The 18554-nt window shown below is 46.6% G+C and carries 14 protein-coding genes; 12 read left to right on the forward strand and 2 right to left on the reverse strand.

The annotated features are described in order from the left end of the window. The first annotated feature begins 199 nt into the window (after nt 1–199). The gene (locus tag H2C83_RS17420) at nt 200–1645 is read left to right on the forward strand and encodes a hypothetical protein (protein WP_220184130.1); all 1446 of its coding nucleotides are present in this window, start codon (nt 200–202) and stop codon (nt 1643–1645) included. 1 nt (nt 1646) lies between these two features. Then, complete coding sequence (locus H2C83_RS11695; protein ID WP_181740929.1) at nt 1647–2150, forward strand: hypothetical protein; 504 nt, start codon at nt 1647–1649, stop codon at nt 2148–2150. 479 nt (nt 2151–2629) lie between these two features. On the opposite strand, the gene H2C83_RS11700 is transcribed toward H2C83_RS11695, so the two are convergent. Together H2C83_RS11700 and H2C83_RS11705 are read right to left on the reverse strand one after the other, a co-directional pair. Continuing rightward, entirely contained in the window at nt 2630–2983 is a 354-nt protein-coding gene (locus H2C83_RS11700) for a hypothetical protein (RefSeq protein ID WP_181740931.1), read from the reverse strand. A gap of 678 nt (nt 2984–3661) precedes the next feature. Next, nucleotides 3662–3814 (reverse strand): hypothetical protein, encoded by a 153-nt coding sequence (locus H2C83_RS11705; RefSeq protein WP_181740933.1) that lies wholly within the window; start codon nt 3812–3814, stop codon nt 3662–3664. 375 nt (nt 3815–4189) lie between these two features. Here H2C83_RS11705 and H2C83_RS11710 point away from each other — a divergent pair, with 375 nt between their 5' ends. From H2C83_RS11710 to pyrG, 10 genes are all read left to right on the forward strand, one after another. Further along, nucleotides 4190–6292 carry a (Fe-S)-binding protein gene (locus tag H2C83_RS11710; RefSeq protein ID WP_181740935.1) on the forward strand — a complete coding sequence of 701 codons (2103 nt, stop codon included), beginning with the start codon at nt 4190–4192 and terminating at the stop codon, nt 6290–6292. Between the two features lie 366 nt (nt 6293–6658). Then, complete coding sequence (mmgA, locus tag H2C83_RS11715) at nt 6659–7840, forward strand: acetyl-CoA C-acetyltransferase (protein ID WP_181740937.1); 1182 nt, start codon at nt 6659–6661, stop codon at nt 7838–7840. A gap of 15 nt (nt 7841–7855) precedes the next feature. Beyond that, the gene (locus H2C83_RS11720; RefSeq protein ID WP_181741079.1) at nt 7856–8716 is read left to right on the forward strand and encodes a 3-hydroxybutyryl-CoA dehydrogenase; all 861 of its coding nucleotides are present in this window, start codon (nt 7856–7858) and stop codon (nt 8714–8716) included. Between the two features lie 45 nt (nt 8717–8761). Next, nucleotides 8762–9907, forward strand: a complete 1146-nt coding sequence (locus H2C83_RS11725; RefSeq protein ID WP_181740939.1) for an acyl-CoA dehydrogenase — start codon at nt 8762–8764, stop codon at nt 9905–9907. Between the two features lie 64 nt (nt 9908–9971). Then, the gene (locus H2C83_RS11730; RefSeq protein ID WP_181740940.1) at nt 9972–11114 is read left to right on the forward strand and encodes an acyl-CoA dehydrogenase; all 1143 of its coding nucleotides are present in this window, start codon (nt 9972–9974) and stop codon (nt 11112–11114) included. A gap of 20 nt (nt 11115–11134) precedes the next feature. Continuing rightward, nucleotides 11135–12124, forward strand: a complete 990-nt coding sequence (meaB, locus tag H2C83_RS11735; RefSeq protein ID WP_246333875.1) for a methylmalonyl Co-A mutase-associated GTPase MeaB — start codon at nt 11135–11137, stop codon at nt 12122–12124. Continuing rightward, complete coding sequence (locus H2C83_RS11740; RefSeq protein ID WP_181740942.1) at nt 12081–12737, forward strand: TetR/AcrR family transcriptional regulator; 657 nt, start codon at nt 12081–12083, stop codon at nt 12735–12737. The genes meaB and H2C83_RS11740 overlap by 44 nt, the downstream gene beginning before the upstream one ends. Further along, nucleotides 12718–15945: a fused isobutyryl-CoA mutase/GTPase IcmF gene (icmF, locus tag H2C83_RS11745; protein ID WP_181740945.1), complete on the forward strand. Its 3228-nt coding sequence runs from the start codon at nt 12718–12720 to the stop codon at nt 15943–15945. Before H2C83_RS11740 ends, icmF begins: the two co-directional genes overlap by 20 nt. Before the next feature lie 155 nt (nt 15946–16100). After that, nucleotides 16101–16532: a DNA-directed RNA polymerase subunit delta gene (rpoE, locus tag H2C83_RS11750; RefSeq protein ID WP_181740946.1), complete on the forward strand. Its 432-nt coding sequence runs from the start codon at nt 16101–16103 to the stop codon at nt 16530–16532. A gap of 145 nt (nt 16533–16677) precedes the next feature. Further along, nucleotides 16678–18300 carry a CTP synthase gene (pyrG, locus tag H2C83_RS11755; protein WP_181740948.1) on the forward strand — a complete coding sequence of 541 codons (1623 nt, stop codon included), beginning with the start codon at nt 16678–16680 and terminating at the stop codon, nt 18298–18300. Nucleotides 18301–18554 lie beyond the last annotated feature (254 nt).

The following is an 18554-nucleotide window of genomic DNA, read 5'->3' on the forward strand; positions in this document are numbered from 1 at the left end:
AAATAGTAGAGATCAATATGATTAAGTTAAAGTTTCAGCATTATACGAAAAAAGCCAGGTGGACAGTTGAGATATATTATAAAATAAAATATATAATTCCAGGATAGCTTTTTTAATCCACAGAGTGGAGTTTCGAAAGGAAGATATGGGGAAAGTTCTCAGGCACTCTATGATCCTTTTTTTATTGGCAGGGGTAGGCATGAGTTGCTTGTTTCCCGCAGAAGTTTATGCGGACAGAAGTTTTCAGGTTCCAGAGGTGCAAGAAGACTTCGGGCAGGTTGACCAGGCACCGGAACCGCAAGCGGAAACAGAGTCAATCTCTCAAAATACGCAGAAAGAAAGCGGAACCTGGGACTGGATCACCAAACCTGTCTCTGATGGTTGGAAGTGGGCGGGGGAAAAGATTGCTGCCGCAAAGGAATGGACGAAGGAAAAAGCCTCCGCTTTTTGGGAGGGGATTGAAAAAGTCCTGGCCTTGCTCACTTCCGTAGTCATTGTCGTCGGCCACTTCTTCAAAGGATTCGGCAAACTGCTGGTCGATACGATAACCGGAATCTGGGACATTTTGGCCAATCCGATCGACAGTCTCATGGGCATCATCCATGCCGTCACACATCCCGTTGAGACGGGAAAAGCGATTTGGCAAGCCATTTCCGAATCATGGATGAGAGATGTTGTTAATGGAGACGCCAAAAGCCGCGCGGAATGGTTTGGTTATGCTGCAGGAGAAATGGTTTTGGCTGTTTTTGGAACAAAAGGAGCAGGCAAAGCCGCAAAATGGGCCAGAGAAAGCAAAGCCATGTCAAGTGGACGCCGCCGTCTCATCGACCGCCTGCCTGCCCCGGTGCAAAAGTTCTTCCGCAAAGACGGCTGGAGAAACATGGCCGATTTCTACTTTCGCGGTCAGAAAATCAACTGGAAAAACACCCTGATCACCGGTGCAACAGGTATTTCCTTGTTGGGGATGGGCTTCTTTGGCGTTCCCAAAGTTGTAAAGTTCGTCAACAAGATCGATATCGATTGTTCCTTTGCAGCCCATCAGTCCGCTGACAGTTACCTGGCAGCCATGCTGCTTCCGAAATTGGAATGTGATTTTTCGTATGATAAAGATGGGGGAAATGGTTCGGGGCCTACAGGGAACAAGATTATAGGCAAAATGGTTAAAGAAGGTAATAAAGCAAAATATACTAATCCTTCTGGAAATGAGTTGCATTGGTTTGAACAACGCCCAAAGGATATTGAAAATAAAATAAAAAGTGATTTAAAAAGCAAAGATGTTGGAAAAGCAACCGAAGCAAAAGTGGCTGACTATGTAAGAAAAATAAAGGAAGTAAAAGGGGTTGGAAAGAGTATTTTAAGATCAGATAATGAAACTGCCGGAGATTTAGATGTTGAAACAAAGGATGAAATCATTGAGGTAAAAAGATCGATGAGGTCTATTGGAGATAAATTAGACCAATTTGATAAATATATTGATTCAAATAATAAGGAATTTATGAATCCTTACAACAAAAAAGTCATCCTATATATTGACAAACCTTTAAAAAAATTACATCCAAGTGATCAAAAGCGGTTAGATATTATTAAGGGAAAAGGGGTTACAATTGTTAATTCATTAGAGGAATTAGAGGAGGTATTAAAGTAATATGGGAACCCCTGCAAACATTTTAATACCGTATCAAGAATATACTCCGGAAAAGTTTTTATTCAATGTGATTGTGTCAGCTTATTTTGCTAATTTGCAAGTACGAGTTGGTAATGTAGAGTATTTTAATGATGGGCATTTTAAATATATGCAAACAAATATTTGTGAAAAATTGGATGGCAAACAATTTTGTCCAAAACAGTTTTTGTTATATGTGAGTAGAAAAGATAAATATCCTGGCGAATCCTTCTATTATTATGAAGATGTCGGACTGGATCCGAGTCTTGAATTATGTCGTGTTGGATACATCGAGGACATTAAAGATGTTAAGGATATTGTTTTTCGGTTTAGCTATGAATATTTGAAAAGAAACCCCAAACATTATTTTTGGGTACCGGACTTCGACTGGGTGTATACATGGGAGGATATGCAAAAATTAAAGAACTCCTATGACCCTTATTGGTGTTATAAGGACCCAAAAACAGGAAAATTTGAAGAAGATTAGTATATACCATGGAATGTTTATATGAAAAGGGGGAGTGTTACTCTAGGACTGTCCTTTTTATTTGGTGTTTTAATCAAGGAAATCGAATTTGCTTTTTCAGGGAAAACTGCAGAAAAATCTTAGATAGATTACCTTCTGAGTTATTTAAGATAGACTTAAAGCATGGCTAATTTACTTTTTAGAGTAAAAAACAACCAGAACACAAAGAGCGGATTGAATCATTGGTCTTCTGTAAGGATTTAACTGAAAATCTCCCAAGTGTACATAATAAAGCACTGCGACCACCAGGTGGTTTTCCAAGAATTAAAAATAAGTTTTAAAATGAGGTGAACATCGTGGGCAAATATTTAGAAGCTGTCAGAGAGGGATCAGAAATATCAATTCTTCCCCATAAAAAATCCCTCCATAGCAGACAGGCAAAAGAAAAGATAAACCTGTCTGCTATGGAGGAATCATATCAAACTTCGCCAGCCAATTTCCTACATGGAAAATTCAGGGGGTGAAATGGGGACTTTTTCCTCATGGTAAATTTTTTTCAAGTAAACCAGATAGTAGGACTTGAACTCTTTGTTTTTAAGCGGGTGGATCTCAATCAGGCCTTTTTTCTCCAGATGCTCCATCGCGGAGGCTACTTTTGTGTAAGGATAATCCATTTCCTTGGCCAGCCGGAAGTGATTGATGATCAGTCCCCGAGGAGGTATCCTGACTCTGAATATGTTGTCGGTTCTTGTTTTTGTTGAAGCCAGGCGACTCAGTTCGTAATAGACAAAACGTTCCGCAGGGGGGAGTTTATCTGCCACGGAATAAGGAATTTGAAAAGAATGAGGTTTCATGATCGGTCTCTCCTGTTTTTTAACTTAGAGGTTAAAAGGATGCCACTTGCCTAACTCCTTTGAAATGGAGAAAGGAATAAGGCTTAACGGGAGAAGCGGTCGGCATCCTTTGAAGAGGTGTGATCCTGGAGCGGTTGTATTTCCCGCTGCTTTAGGCAAACAACAAATTTTTGACCAAAACGGAACATTAATATCTCCCCGGTCCGCCAATTTCAATAAATTTCAGCTCAATCGCATCTTTCGTATTGAAGGAAACCTGTCTTCTCTCTTTTTTTATATTTCCTCATTCACCAGGCATCCCCTTTCCAGACACATAATAGACCAAAGCAATTGCATATTGCGTAATTCCATAGGTGTCTGTATGGATGGGCTACATTTTCCGGAGCCGACTCCCTGATATGATCCCGTCTTTTGACGATGGTTTCCGGACTGTTCCCGTGCGCCGCTGTACCCGATAAGCAGTGCTCCCTTGTATGGAAATAGCCTGAATTTTTAGACAGGTACCGTTCAGAATGATTTTGTGCTTTCCTCTCAGGCTGAAATGATGCCTGGTACGTTTACCGTATGATCATGTTGATCTACTTTACTTCCACCAGGGGGTTCGTTTATGAAACAGGGCCGGTTTCCGGATTGCCCCTGCTTTCGGTCATCCTCATGCCTGGTAAAAGAGCCGTTGCGTTACGCCAGCTGCCCGATAAAACCATCCTTTTTCTGATGATGTTCCAGACTTCTCTTTGTATCTGCAAAATATCCTTTGCCGTTTTTCGGAAATTCCACCCGGAAAGAAAAACCTTTTTTGTGACCGCTATCACATAAATATGCTCTCTTCACCACTGCGCCTCCTGCCCACTGAAGGGCGGGGGATGGCGACAGTTGCGTAAGAGCCCCTTGGGGTCAATATCAGGCAGCCAGTCAGCTGTGCTTGCCTGAAACTACGATTGTCATGACCTTTGTCCGTGCAGATTGCCCGTGGTGTTGATTATCCGGACTATTGTCTATTATATAGATAATAACATCAATATGAATAAAAATATATTAAAGATTAATAAAAAAGCGAAGCAAAAGATTACAGACTATTCGCATAAAAAGCAATGAATGACCACTCAGTGTATGTTAGAATAGAAACAAATTAATCTAAAGTGAATTCATGCAAGGCGACAATTTCATTTTTCAGAATTACATAAATAGTGGAAAGGGGAGCAAACCATGTCGATATTGCAGATCTTGAACCTTCTCTTGTTTCTGGGGGTTGCAGCATATGCATTTTACCTGTTTGCCGATGTTTTGTATAAGCGCTATCAATATGTAAAGCTGGGGAAGCCGGCTGACTTTGATCCGGATCTGAAAGAAGGAATCAATCAGTTGCTGGTTTATGTCTTTGGACAGAAGAAATTGCTTAAAGACAAAAAGAGCGGCATCATGCATGTGGTTATGTTTTACGGATTCATCATTATCCAGTTTGGGGCCATTGATTTGTTCATCAAGGGGCTGGCACCCGGAAGCTATTTGCCCGTACCAGCCTATCCTTTTTTCCAGTTTCTCCAGGAACTGACCGTACTCTCCGTTCTGGCAGTAACCTTTTATGCTTTTTACCGTCGCTATGTTGAAAAAATTTCCCGCCTGAAAAGAGGCTTTAAAGCCGGACTGGTGATTATTTTTCTTACTTTGCTCATGTTATCCATTTTACTGTCGCTGTCATTTGAAAAAATGTGGTTTGGGCAGGGTGTAACCTGGTATACGCCGGTATCGTCCGCCATCGCACTGCCTTTTATGGACTGGTTGAGCCAGGAAACCGCCCGGGGTTTCTTTTATGTCTTTTGGTGGATGCATGCCCTGGTATTGTTTGCTTTTTTGGTATATGTGCCTCAGTCCAAACATTTCCATCTGTTTGTCGCGCCCTTGAATGTGTTTCTGAAAAAACGGCAGGGGCCAGCCAAATTGTCCCTGATCGATTTTGAAGATGAATCGCTTGAAGAATATGGGGCTGGGAAAATCGAGGATTTCAGCCAAAAACAGCTGATCGATCTATATGCTTGTGTGGAATGCGGGCGTTGTACCAACATGTGTCCTGCGGCAGGAACAGGCAAACTGCTGTCTCCGATGGATCTGATTGTAAAAATGAGGGACCACCTGACGGTAAAGGGAGCGGCACTTACTTCCAGGAGCCCGTGGGTACCCGATTTTGTGTTTGCAAGTACAAATCAGGCCATTTTGGAAACGGCAGTCACCCGGGATGAAGACGGGAAACCGGCCGGTTCTGCCAATCTGATCAATCTGATCGGGGATGTGATCACCGAACAGGAACTGTGGTCATGTACCACCTGCCGAAATTGCGAAGATCAATGCCCTGTCATGAATGAACATGTAGACAAGATTATTGATATGCGCCGCTATCTGGTGCTGACAGAAGGAAAAATGAGTCCGGAAGCTTCCCGCACCTTCTCCAATATTGAGCGTCAGGGAAACCCTTGGGGCATTAGCCGGAAAGAACGGGACAAATGGCGGGAAAAAGCGGAAGTACCTGTTCCAACAGTGAAGGAAGAAAAGGATTTTGAATATCTTTTCTTTGTCGGTTCGATGGGTTCCTATGATAACCGCAGCCAGAAAATCAGCCTTGCGCTGGTGAAACTCTTGCACCATGCAGGCGTCAAATTTGCCATTCTGGGGAAAAAGGAGAAAAACTCGGGCGACACACCGCGCCGCATGGGAAATGAATTTCTGTTCCAGCAATTGGCGATGGAGAATATTGCTTTGTTTGAAAAACATAAGGTGAAAAAAATCATTACGATCGACCCTCATACTTACAACGCCTTTAAGAATGAGTATACTGATCTCGGACTGGAGGCAGAGGTTTATCACCATACGGAAGTTCTGGCCGATCTGCTCAAACAGGGGCGCATCAGACCGGCAAAAGAAGTGAGGGAACGGGTGACCTACCATGATTCCTGCTATCTGGGCCGGTATAACGGAGTGTTTGATCCGCCGCGTTACATTCTTGAGCAGATTCCTGGTGTGGAACTGGTAGAGATGAAGCGGAATAAAGAAAACGGAATGTGCTGCGGAGCCGGCGGCGGAATGATGTGGATGGAAGAAACGGAAGGAGTAAGGATCAATGTGGCCCGGACCGAACAGGCGCTTGAGGTGAAACCGACTCTGATTGGAAGCGCATGTCCTTATTGTCTGACGATGTTGTCAGACGGAACCAAAGCCAAAGAATTGGAGGATCAGGTCAAAACCATGGACGTTGCCGAAATATTGGCTTTGTCGATCGAAGACGATGCGACTGAGGCGGAAAAGAGAGTTCATTAAATCGGCTTTTAAACTGCAATAAAACGGGAAATGCCTCAATCCAAGGCATTTCCCGTTGTTCAAGCACTATGGTTTGAAGGATTGGAGAAATGCAGTCAGCAATTTTTGCAATCTGAAGAGCAAGTTTAAGAGACAGCCATTGTGGCGAATCGGGCAGATGGATGGAGGGGTGATAAAAAGAGTCTTATTTTCAATCGAATTAAAAATTCAATAAATACGAAATAAACAAGTTAATAGAAATAGATAAATTTAATTAACTATTGTTAAAAAACATAATTTCCGGTAAGCTTAAGTTGAAGACGTTTAAAAGGGGCGTGCGTCATCACCGAACGAACGCTCGATAGAACATGTCGGAGGTGTAGCGAGTTGCCAGAAACGGTAATTTTGGGTGGTGCACGGACACCGTTTGGGAAATTCGGGGGAAGCCTGAAGGACAAAGCGGCCGTTGAACTGGGAGGAACCGCGATCCGTGCCGCATTGGAAAAAAGCGGTGTTTCCGATGAAGCGGTCGATGAAGTGATCATGGGGATGGTATTGCAGGGGGGAGCCGGACAGATTCCCGCCCGTCAGGCAGCGCGACACGCCGGTTTGAGCTGGGAAGTGGGAAGCGAAACCATTAACAAGGTTTGTGCTTCCGGGCTTCGCAGCGTGACTCTGGCTGACCAGATTTTGCGTGCCGGTGATGCCAGCCTGATTGTGGCCGGCGGAATGGAAAGCATGAGCAATGCCCCGTATGCTTTGCCTGACGCACGCTTTGGCCATCGTATGGGAGATGGGAAAGTAGTCGATCTGATGGTTCATGACGGCTTGTGGTGTGCTTTTCACGATGTGCATATGATCATACACGGCAGCCAGACGGCAAAAGACCAGGGCATTTCCCGCGAAGAGCAGGATGAATGGGCGCTGAGAAGCCACCAGCGGGCCTGGAAAGCGATTCAGGCAGGGTGGTTTGCTGAAGAGATTGTCCCGGTTCAGGTGAAGACCCGAATGGCGGAGCAAACGGTTGTCCAGGATGAAGCCGTCCGGCCGGATACCAGTTTGGATAAACTGGCTGCCCTGAAACCGGCTTATGTCAAAGATGGTACAATTACGGCCGGGAATGCCCCGGGGGTCAATGATGGAGCAGCGGCACTGGTTGTTTCCATCCGGGAACAGGCAGAAAAATTGGGCCTAAAGCCATGGGCCCGTATTCTGGGGCATGCCTCCGTGGGCATGGAGGCAAAAGATTTTCCGATTACCCCCGCGTATGCTGTAAAAAAACTGTTGCAAAAACATCAGCTCTCACCTCAGGACATTGATTTGTATGAAATTAACGAAGCTTTTGCAGCGGTTGCTTTGGCCAACAGAAAGATTCTGGGGATTGATGCCGAAAAGCTGAATGTTAATGGCGGTGCAGTTGCACTGGGACATCCCATTGGTGCAAGCGGTGCCCGTATTCTTCTTACGCTGGTGATGGAATTGAGACGGCGCGGAGGAGGAATGGGGATTGCAGCGATTTGCAGCGGGGCTGCCCAGGGAGATGCTGTTTTAGTCCGAGTCGACGCTTAGAGAGGTGGAGAAATGATGGAAATCAGGCAGATCAGTGTCATCGGCGCCGGGCAGATGGGAAGCGGTATTGCCCAGGTTGCTGCCCAGGCCGGGTTTCAGGTAACCTTGCTGGATGTTTCTGAAGCTTTTGTCAAAAGAGGAATGGAGCGAATTGCCAGGCAGCTGGAACGGGGCGTAGCAAAAGGAAAATGGACCGCTGCGGAGAAAGATGCGGTTTTGTCGCGGCTCCAGCCGACCGTTCAGCTGGAAGAAGCAGCCAAAGACGCCGATATGGTGATTGAGGCAGTCGTTGAAAAAATGGAGGTAAAAACCGATTTGTTCCGTCAGCTGGATCAGAAGTGCCCGACGCACACCATTCTGGCAAGCAACACCTCTTCCCTGCCGATCACGGAAATTGCGGCGGCAACTTCCCGGCCGGAACGGGTAATTGGCATGCACTTCATGAATCCGGTTCCCGTGATGAAACTGGTGGAGATCATCCGCGGACTGGCGACACAAGATGAAGTTTATGCGATTGTGAAAGAACTGGCGGAAGCAATGGGAAAAGTTCCGGTTGAAGTAAACGATTTTCCCGGCTTTGTATCCAACCGCGTTTTAATGCCCATGATCAATGAGGCAATTTATGCGGTATACGAAGGGGTTGCCGAACCGGAAGCGGTTGACCAGGTGATGAAACTGGGGATGAATCATCCGATGGGTCCGTTGACGCTGGCTGACTTTATCGGACTTGATACCTGTTTGTATATCATGGAAACCCTTTATGAAGGATTTGGCGACAGCAAGTACCGCCCCTGCCCCCTGCTGCGCAAATATGTAAAAGCCGGATGGCTGGGCAAAAAAAGCGGACGGGGATTTTATCAATACGAGGGTGAGTGACCTGTAAACAGATAAAGATCAACATCGTGGAGTGGAGTGATCCTCATGAGATTTTCGTTTACGCCGGAGCAGGAAATGATGCGCAGGATGGTGCGCGACTTTGCTGAAACGGAAATCACTCCGATTGTGGGCAAAATGGATGAAGAAGACCTGTTTCCAAGAGAGATCATCAATAAAATGGCGGCGTTGGGCTTGATGGGGATTCCCATCCCTGAGGAGTGGGGAGGAGCCGGTGCGGACTTTACTTCATATATTCTCGCTTTGGAGGAGATTTCCAAGGCAAGTGCGACGGTAGGAGTTATTCTGGCCGTTCACACGTCAGTCGGAACGATGCCCATTTTAAAATACGGCACCGACACACAGAAAAAGAGATTCGTGACCCGGCTGGCGCAAGGGGATTATCTGGGGGCGTTTGCCCTGACTGAGCCACAGGCCGGTTCGGATGCGGCCAACCTTCGAACGAGCGCTCGTAAAGTTGCCGATAAATATATTTTAAATGGCAGCAAAATGTTTATTACCAACAGTGGAGAAGCCGATATTTATGTCACCTTCGCCGTCACTGATCCGGACAGGGGTTCCAAAGGAATATCCGCATTTATTGTAGAGAAAGATACTCCTGGTTTCCGGGTTGGCAAAAAAGAGAAAAAAATGGGATTGAACGGATCAAACACCTGCGAATTGATTTTTGAGGATGCCGAAGTGCCGGAAGAGAATTTGCTCGGTTGCGAGGGGCAAGGGTATGAGATCGCTTTGTCCAATTTGGCGGGAGGCCGGATTGGAATTGCGGCCCAGGCGGTTGGCATTGCGCAAGGCGCGATGAATGCGGCGCTTGCCTATACCAGGGAACGGAAACAGTTCGGAGCCCCGATCGCGCAAAAACAGGCGGTTCAGTTCAAGTTGGCCGATATGGCTACCCGGATTGAAGCAGCCCGCCTTCTCATTTATCGTGCGGCAGAACAGAAACAGCTGGGCCTTGCCTGCAAAAAAGAGGCCTCGATGGCCAAAATGTTTGCGACGGATACGGCCATGAAAGTGACAACGGAGGCCGTCCAAATCTTTGGAGGATACGGTTATACACGGGAATATCCTGTTGAAAGGATGTTTCGTGATGCGAAAATTACCCAGATTTATGAAGGAACGAATGAGATTCAACGAATTGTGATTTCCGGCCAGCTTTTGGCAGATGACTGAAGCAGGATTCAGACGGAACGGAAAAGAGTGAACGGCACATTAACCGGTTAGGGGAGTGAAACAGATGCAGTTTCAGTTGAGTGAAGAGCATGAAATGATGCGCAAAATGGTGCGTGATTTTGCTTTGAATGAGGTTGCCCCGACAGCGGCAGAAAGAGATGAAAAAGAAGTGTTTGATCGCACCATTTTTGAAAAAATGGCCGAGCTTGGTTTGACGGGAATTCCCTTTCCCGAAGAAGATGGCGGTGTCGGAGCCGACTTTTTAAGCTATGTCATTACTGTTGAAGAGTTGTCGCGCGTATGTGCCGCAACGGGTGTCACGCTGTCTGCGCACATCTCGCTCGCCGGCTGGCCCATCTATAAATTCGGTTCACCCGATCAAAAAGAACGTTTTTTGCGGCCTTTGGCGGAAGGAAGCAAACTGGGTGCGTTTGGCTTGACCGAACCGGGATCGGGATCGGATTCAGCAGGGATGAAAACAACTGGCGTTCGTGACGGAGAGGACTATATCCTTAATGGAAATAAAATTTTTATAACCAATGGAGGAGAAGCGGAAATTTATGTGGTTTTCGCTGTTACGGACCCCCATTTGAAACATAAAGGGATTACTGCCTTTATCGTTGAAAAGGATACCCCGGGCTTTTCAATCGGAAAGAAAGAAAAGAAATTGGGCATCCGTTCTTCCCCCACAACCGAAATCGTGTTCGAAGATTGCCGTATACCTGCCAGCCAGCGTCTGGGTGAAGAGGGACAGGGTTTCAAAATTGCGATGATGACATTGGATGGCGGGCGAAACGGCATTGCGGCCCAGGCGGTCGGAATTGCGCAAGGCGCCCTGGATGCCGCACTCGGTTATGCAAAGGAACGGAAACAGTTTGGCAAGCCAATTGCCACGAACCAGGCCATACAGTTCAAACTGGCCGATATGGCTACCCAGATTGAGGCTGCCCGCCTGTTGACCTACCAGGCTGCCTGGCTGGAAAGCGAAGGACTCCCCTACGGGAAAGCATCGGCAATGGCCAAATTGTTTGCCGGAGATGTGGCCATGCAGGTTACGACGGAAGCCGTTCAGATTTTTGGAGGATATGGATATACACGCGAATATCCGGTCGAACGCATGATGAGGGACGCAAAGATAACACAAATTTATGAAGGAACAAACGAAATTCAACGGGTAGTCATTTCAAACTACTTGCTCAAAGAGTGAAAAGGACGTAGGAGTGGGGAATGATGGAAACATGGCTCAGTGAAGTGGAACAAAAAAACAAACGGAAAATTGCCCGCCTGATTACCAGGATCGAAAACGGGGAACCTGAAACAGACAAATGGCTGGAAACTCTTTATCCAAAGACCGGAAACGCTTATATCATCGGAATTACCGGCTCGCCGGGGGCCGGGAAAAGTTCTTTGCTGGATGAGTTTATCGCCTGTCTTCGCAGGTCGAAGATTACGGTCGGGGTCATTTCAATTGATCCTACCAGTCCCTATACCGGCGGAGCGATCCTGGGAGACCGGGTAAGAATGATGCGCCATTCCCTGGATGAAGGGGTATTTATCCGCAGTATGGGAAGCCGGGGATCTCTGGGAGGGTTGTCGCGGTCGGCCAGGGACGCGGTTACTGTTCTGGATGCTGCCGGGTATGATGTGATTCTGCTGGAGACCGTGGGAGTGGGACAGGCGGAGCTGGATGTGATGCATGTGGCGGATACGGTTTGTCTGGTGCTCAATCCGACTGCCGGTGATGTGATCCAGGTATTCAAAGCCGGAATAATGGAAATTGCCGATTTGTTCGTGATCAATAAAGCAGATTTGCCGGGAGTGAACCGCCTTGAAGGGGAAATTAATGATTTGCTGGATCTGTCAAAACAGGACTCGGGCTGGCGTCCTCCCATTGTCCGCACCATTGCCACCCGGGGGGAAGGAATCGATTTGTGGTGGAATGCTGCAAAGAGCCATCTGGATTACCTGAAGCAGAATGGAGAATTGAACCGCAGACGAAAACGGCAGCTTGAGCTGGAAACAAGGAACCTCATTGAGGAAACTGTACGCCGTTATCTGGAAAAAGTCTGGAGCGATCCTGCCTGGCAAAAACAGCTGGAGTGTCTGGAAAAACGGAATATCAGCCCGCGTACATTGGCCAGGAAATGGCTGGATCAACTTGGGAGGGGGATCTGTGAAGAAAAAGTCGAAACTCATTCCTTCAATGATCAAAGATGAACGTTTGATCGAACAACGGCGGCAGCAAATTATTGAAGGGGCGGTACGGTTATTTGTAAAGAAAGGTTTCTATAAAACCACAACCCGGGAAATTGCCAAGGAATGCGGATTATCAATCGGAACGATGTATGAATATATTCAAACCAAGGAAGATGTTCTTTATCTGGTGTGTGAATATATTCATTCAGAACTAGAAAAACGTTTGCTGAAAGTAATGAATGAAGAGGATTCCGGCATCGAATCCTTGTTAAAAAGTCTGAAAAAATTGTTTTGCGCAATGGATGAAATGAGATCGCTCGTTCTCCTGATTTACCAGGAAACGAAATCATTGCCAAGGGATAAAATGAAGTATGTATTGAGCAAAGAAGAAGAAATTACCAATCTGTTTGTACGTATTCTGGAAAAGGGAATGAAGGACGGAACAATTCAGATTGACGCTTCTTCCATCAATTTGATGGCCCACAATATCATGGTAATTGGCCAAATGTGGACATTTCGCCATTGGGCCTTGGGTCGTGAATATGATCTGGAGGAGTTTACAAAGCGGCAAATGTCTTTATTGCTAGGACAATTTACGGCTGGGGGAGAGTGGAATGCAGGTGATCCGACCTAAACATGCCATTCGATTTGTAACAGCAGCAAGCCTGTTTGACGGACATGATGCGGCCATCAATCTGTTTCGCCGATTGTTGCAGGCGGCCGGTGTCGAAGTCATTCATCTGGGGCATAACCGCTCGGTGGACGAAATTGTTGAAGCGGCGATTCAGGAAGATGTGCAGGGAATTGCCGTTTCTTCCTATCAGGGAGGGCATATTGAATTTTTCAAGTATATGATTGATTTGCTGAAAGAAAGAGGCGCAGGGCATATCCGGGTGTTCGGCGGGGGCGGGGGAGTGATTGTACCCCGTGAAATCAGGGAACTGGAGGAGTATGGTGTCAGCAAGATCTTTTCTCCTCAGGATGGCAGGGAACTGGGGCTGGAAGGAATTATAGAAACCATGCTGAAAGAAACGGATTTTGCGACGGTAACCGATATTTCCCGGGAAATTGACCGGTTGAAAGAAGGGGACCAGCAAGCTGTTTCCCGCCTGATTACCTGGGTGGAAGAAAATGAAGATCAAAAGATTCAGGTGATTCAGCAATTGCCGCCGCAACAGAACAGGATGATTCCGGTCGTGGGGATTACCGGAACGGGCGGGGCCGGAAAAAGTTCACTTACTGATGAACTGGTACGTCGCTTTATTCATGATTTTGAAGATAAAAAAGTGGCCATTCTTTCCGTAGACCCATCCAAGCAGAAAACAGGCGGCGCTCTGCTGGGAGACCGGATTCGGATGAATTCGGTCAACCATCCCCGGGTCTATATGCGGAGTCTGGCAACCCGCCATACACGGTCAGAACTTAGCAGTGGAATCAAAGAAGCAATCCAGATCCTGAAAGCGGTAAATATCGATTTGATCATTGTCGAAACCAGCGGGATTGGACAAGGAAATGCCGACATCGTCGAAGTGAGCGACTTGTCCATTTATGTGATGACATCCGAATTTGGCGCTCCTTCCCAGCTGGAGAAAATTGAGATGTTGGATTACGCTGAACTGGTTGCCATCAACAAGTTTGACCGGAAAGGTTCTGAAGATGCCTTGCGGGATGTGAAAAAACAGTACCGTCGCAACCACGGGCTGTTTGATGCAGATGACAACGAAATTCCCGTATATGGAACGATGGCGTCCCGTTTCAATGATCCGGGAACCAATCGCTTTTACCGGGCACTGATCCGAAAATTGAGTAAAAAATTTGAATTGAATTGGGAGTCCGGATGGCAGGTTGCCGAGACCAATCCGGGTGTTCACCATATCATTCCTCCGGAGCGAACCCATTACCTGCGGGAAATTGCCGCAACGGTCCGCAAATACCACAGGGAAACCGAAGAGCAGGCAAAGCTGTCTACACAGCTTTACCAGTTAACCGGCGCGCAGGCCTGCCTGGAAATAGAGGGAGAAGAACAAAGCATTACCGAACGTTTTCAGGAGACAATCAGGAAAATTGAAGAGAAAATGACACCCGACAGTCGGAAAATGCTGAGCAATTGGGATTCACTGATCCAGACTTACCAGCAGGACGAATATACACTGAAAATCCGCGATAAAAAACAGAAAATTCCTTTATATATGGAAACTCTGTCCGGAAGCAAAATTCCGAAAGTGGCTATGCCCCGTTTTAAAGACTGGGGAGAACGTTTGCGATGGCTGCGTAAAGAGAATGTGCCGGGACAGTTCCCGTTCACGGCTGGCGTTTTCCCGTTTAAACGGACTGATGAAGACCCGAAACGCCAGTTTGCGGGGGAAGGAACTCCGGAACGGACCAATCGCCGTTTTCACTACTTGTCGAAAAACGACACTGCCAAACGTCTGTCTACGGCCTTTGACAGTGTCACCCTTTACGGGGAGGACTCGGATGAACGCCCCGATGTATACGGAAAGGTGGGAGAATCGGGAGTCAGTATCTGTACGCTGGAAGACATGAAGAAATTGTATGCCGGGTTTGACCTGTGCGCGCCCAATACCAGCGTTTCCATGACCATAAACGGGCCTGCTCCCATCATCCTGGCCATGTACTTCAATACTGCCATTGACCAGCAGCTGGAGAACTTTCGGGAGCGGGAAGGGCGTGAACCCACCACGGAAGAAGCGGAGGCGATTAAAAAGAAAACCCTGCAAACCGTACGCGGAACTGTGCAGGCTGATATTCTGAAAGAGGACCAGGGCCAGAACACCTGTATTTTTTCTACTGATTTTGCCTTGAAGATGATGGGGGATATCCAGGAATATTTTATTGAACATGGGGTGCGAAATTATTATTCCGTAAGTATCAGCGGTTACCATATTGCGGAAGCGGGGGCCAATCCCATTACCCAACTGGCTTTTACACTGGCCAATGCATTCACATATGTAGAATATTATTTAAGTCGTGGTATGGAAATCGATCAATTTGCCCCCAATTTTTCATTCTTCTTCAGCAATGGGCTGGATGCGGAATATTCGGTGATCGGCCGGGTGGCCCGCCGGATTTGGGCGATTGTGATGAAATATCTGTATGGAGCCAATCAGCGAAGCCAAAAGTTGAAATACCATATTCAAACATCCGGACGTTCATTGCACGCACAGGAAATTGATTTCAATGATATCCGGACGACCCTGCAGGCATTAATGGCTATTTATGACCAGTGCAATTCGCTGCATACCAATGCCTATGACGAAGCAATTACCACGCCGACGGAGGAATCCGTTCGCCGGGCCATGGCCATCCAGCTGATCATCACCAGGGAACTGGGATTGGCTAAAAATGAAAACCCGCTGCAAGGCTCCTTTATCATAGATGAATTGACCGACTTGGTAGAAGAAGCCGTTTTGCGCGAATTTGAGCGGATCAGTGATCGGGGCGGAGTACTGGGTGCTATGGAAACCCAATACCAGCGGGGAAAAATCCAGGAAGAATCCCTGGTTTATGAGACCAGGAAACATTCCGGCGAATTGCCAATTATTGGGGTGAACACCTTTGAAAATCCCAACCCGCCGGAAAATGTGGATTTGGAGTTGACCCGTGCCACTGCAGAGGAAAAAGAAGCGCAAATCCGCCATCTTCGTGAGTTTCAGGAAAAACACCGCCAGCAGGTGAAACCGGCATTGGAGCGGTTGAAAGAGGTCGCCCGGAACAACGGAAATATTTTTGCCGAACTGATGGAAACAGTGAAAGTGGCCAGCCTTGGGCAGATTACCCGCGCTCTATATGAAGTGGGCGGCCAGTATCGCCGCAATATGTGACAATCTTCCCGGAAGATGGAGCTGTTCTCGCTCCATCCTTTTTTATTTTTTTGTAAAGAGTAAATATGGTTGACTTCACTAGTTTTTTGGATAAAATAGTTGTACGAGAAACAGGATATACGGTTTCACCTATGGATGGAAGGATGTGTCCAAATTTGAGTGACAACCTCGCTAAAGAAAAAGTGAGAGAAACAGCCATGGTTGATGTGGCTTACGAACTTTTGCAAGAAAAGGGAGAAGCGATGCTGTATCACGACATCATGGCTGAAGTCTCTAAGGTGAAAGGTTTTACAGAAGAAGAAACGGAAAATTACATCGCCCAACTATATACCGAAATCAATATTGACGGACGGTTTGTTTGTGTAGGTCGCAATTTGTGGGGAATCCGGGCATGGTATCCTACAGAACAGGCTACCGACTCTGCTGTCGCTGCCAATGTGAAAGATGACGACTATGATGATATTGATGACAAACTGTTTGATGAAGATGAAGATGAGATGGGCGAGATCGAAGATATGGATGATGCTTATCACGACGATGAAGAAACGGACGATTATGATGATAAAGTAAAAGAGGATGTGGTTTAATCATCTTGACAATAATTACTTACTGCGATAAATTATTTTTTGGGCTCGTTATGAACGGAATGAAAAAGAGCGCCCCTGTTACCGGGGGCGCTCTTTCTATTTTGTGAGAATATGGGGCATCCTTGTTTATAGGAGGAAGATGAATATGTCAAAATACATTTTTGTTACCGGCGGTGTGGTTTCTTCCCTTGGCAAAGGAATTACGGCTTCAGCATTGGGAAGGTTATTAAAAAACAGAGGCGTAAAAGTAACGATCCAAAAATTTGATCCTTATATCAATGTGGACCCTGGGACGATGAGTCCTTATCAGCATGGCGAAGTGTTTGTCACGGACGATGGTGCGGAAACGGATCTGGATTTGGGCCATTATGAACGTTTTATTGATATTAATTTGAGCAAAAACAGCAATGTTACAACAGGCAAGATTTATTCTGCCGTGATCAACAAGGAACGCCGTGGAGATTATCTGGGGGGAACTGTTCAGGTGATTCCCCATATTACAAATGAGATTAAAGACCGGGTTTTCCGCGCCGGCCGGGAAAGCGGCGCCGATGTGGTCATTACGGAAATTGGCGGCACGGTTGGAGATATTGAAAGTTTGCCCTTTCTGGAAGCGATTCGTCAGATAAAAAGTGATGTCGGTCCCAATAATGTGATGTATATTCACTGTACACTGGTCCCCATGTTGCGGGTGAGCGGTGAACTGAAAACAAAACCGACGCAGCATAGCGTCAAGGAACTGCGCAGTATCGGCATTCAGCCCAATGTGATCGTCTGTCGGACCGAGTACCCGCTTAGCGAAGATTTGAAAAATAAAATTGCGTTATTCTGTGATATTGACCGGAATGCAGTGATTGAAGCGCGTGATGCGGATACCCTTTACGAAGTGCCTTTGATGGTCCAGGAGCAAGGGTTTGATGAAATCGTTGTGAAACATTTGGGCCTGGAATGCGGGCCGGCAGACATGTCTGACTGGATTCAACTTGTAAATAAAGTGAAGAACCTGACCCATACGACCCGGATCGCGATTGTGGGGAAATACGTCGCCCTGCACGATGCCTATATGAGTGTGGTTGAGGCATTGCGACATGCCGGTTTTGACCGGGATACGGATATCAGTGTCAAATGGATCAACTCGGAAGAAGTAACTGATGACAATGTGGACTCCCTATTGGGAGATGTGGACGGAATCCTTGTTCCGGGTGGATTTGGCGATCGCGGGATTGAAGGAAAGATTACAGCCATCCGGTATGCCCGTGAAAAACAGATTCCGTTCCTTGGCATTTGTCTGGGAATGCAAATGGCCTGTGTGGAAGGGGCCAGGAATTTGCTTCATTTGGAGGGAGCGCACAGTTCGGAGTTTAATCCGGCAACTCCGTATCCGATTATTGACTTGTTGCCGGAACAGAAAGATATTGAGGAAAAAGGCGGAACCATGCGTCTCGGATTGTATCCGTGCAAAGTTGCTTCGGACAGTTTTGCACATCAGGCGTATGGCAAGGACCTGGTCTATGAACGGCACCGCCATCGTTATGAATTTAATAATGAATACCGAGAGTTATTGGAGAAGGCCGGGTACCGGTTCTCAGGAACCTCTCCGGACGGCAGGCTCGTTGAAATTGTGGAGTATGCCAATCATCCGTGGTTTGTCGCTTCCCAGTTCCATCCCGAGTTCATTTCCCGTCCCAATCGTCCCCAACCGCTGTTCCGCGAGTTTGTGAAAGCATCGCTTGAACTGAAATTAAAACAACAAGTCAAAGTTGAATAAAGTTTTCGCCGGATGGATGCTTTGTTTCAAAAAGAGTTGTCATGAGGACAGCTCTTTTTTTTGACCGCTATTGTTTGTTCGTATGAATTGTCCTTTCCCTTCAGGTGCAGGTGGTAGCGGATTAACGTATGCCTGATAAAATCAATTTAAAAAGCTGAAAATATCATTGTATTTTTTTGCAAGTACAAATACAATAATACATCTATGTTGTAAAAAAGGTTATTAACGTTTTAGCAGATGACCTTTTTCAGAGG

The organism is Thermoactinomyces mirandus (assembly GCF_013868055.1).
Lineage (GTDB): Bacteria > Bacillota > Bacilli > Thermoactinomycetales > Thermoactinomycetaceae > Thermoactinomyces > Thermoactinomyces mirandus.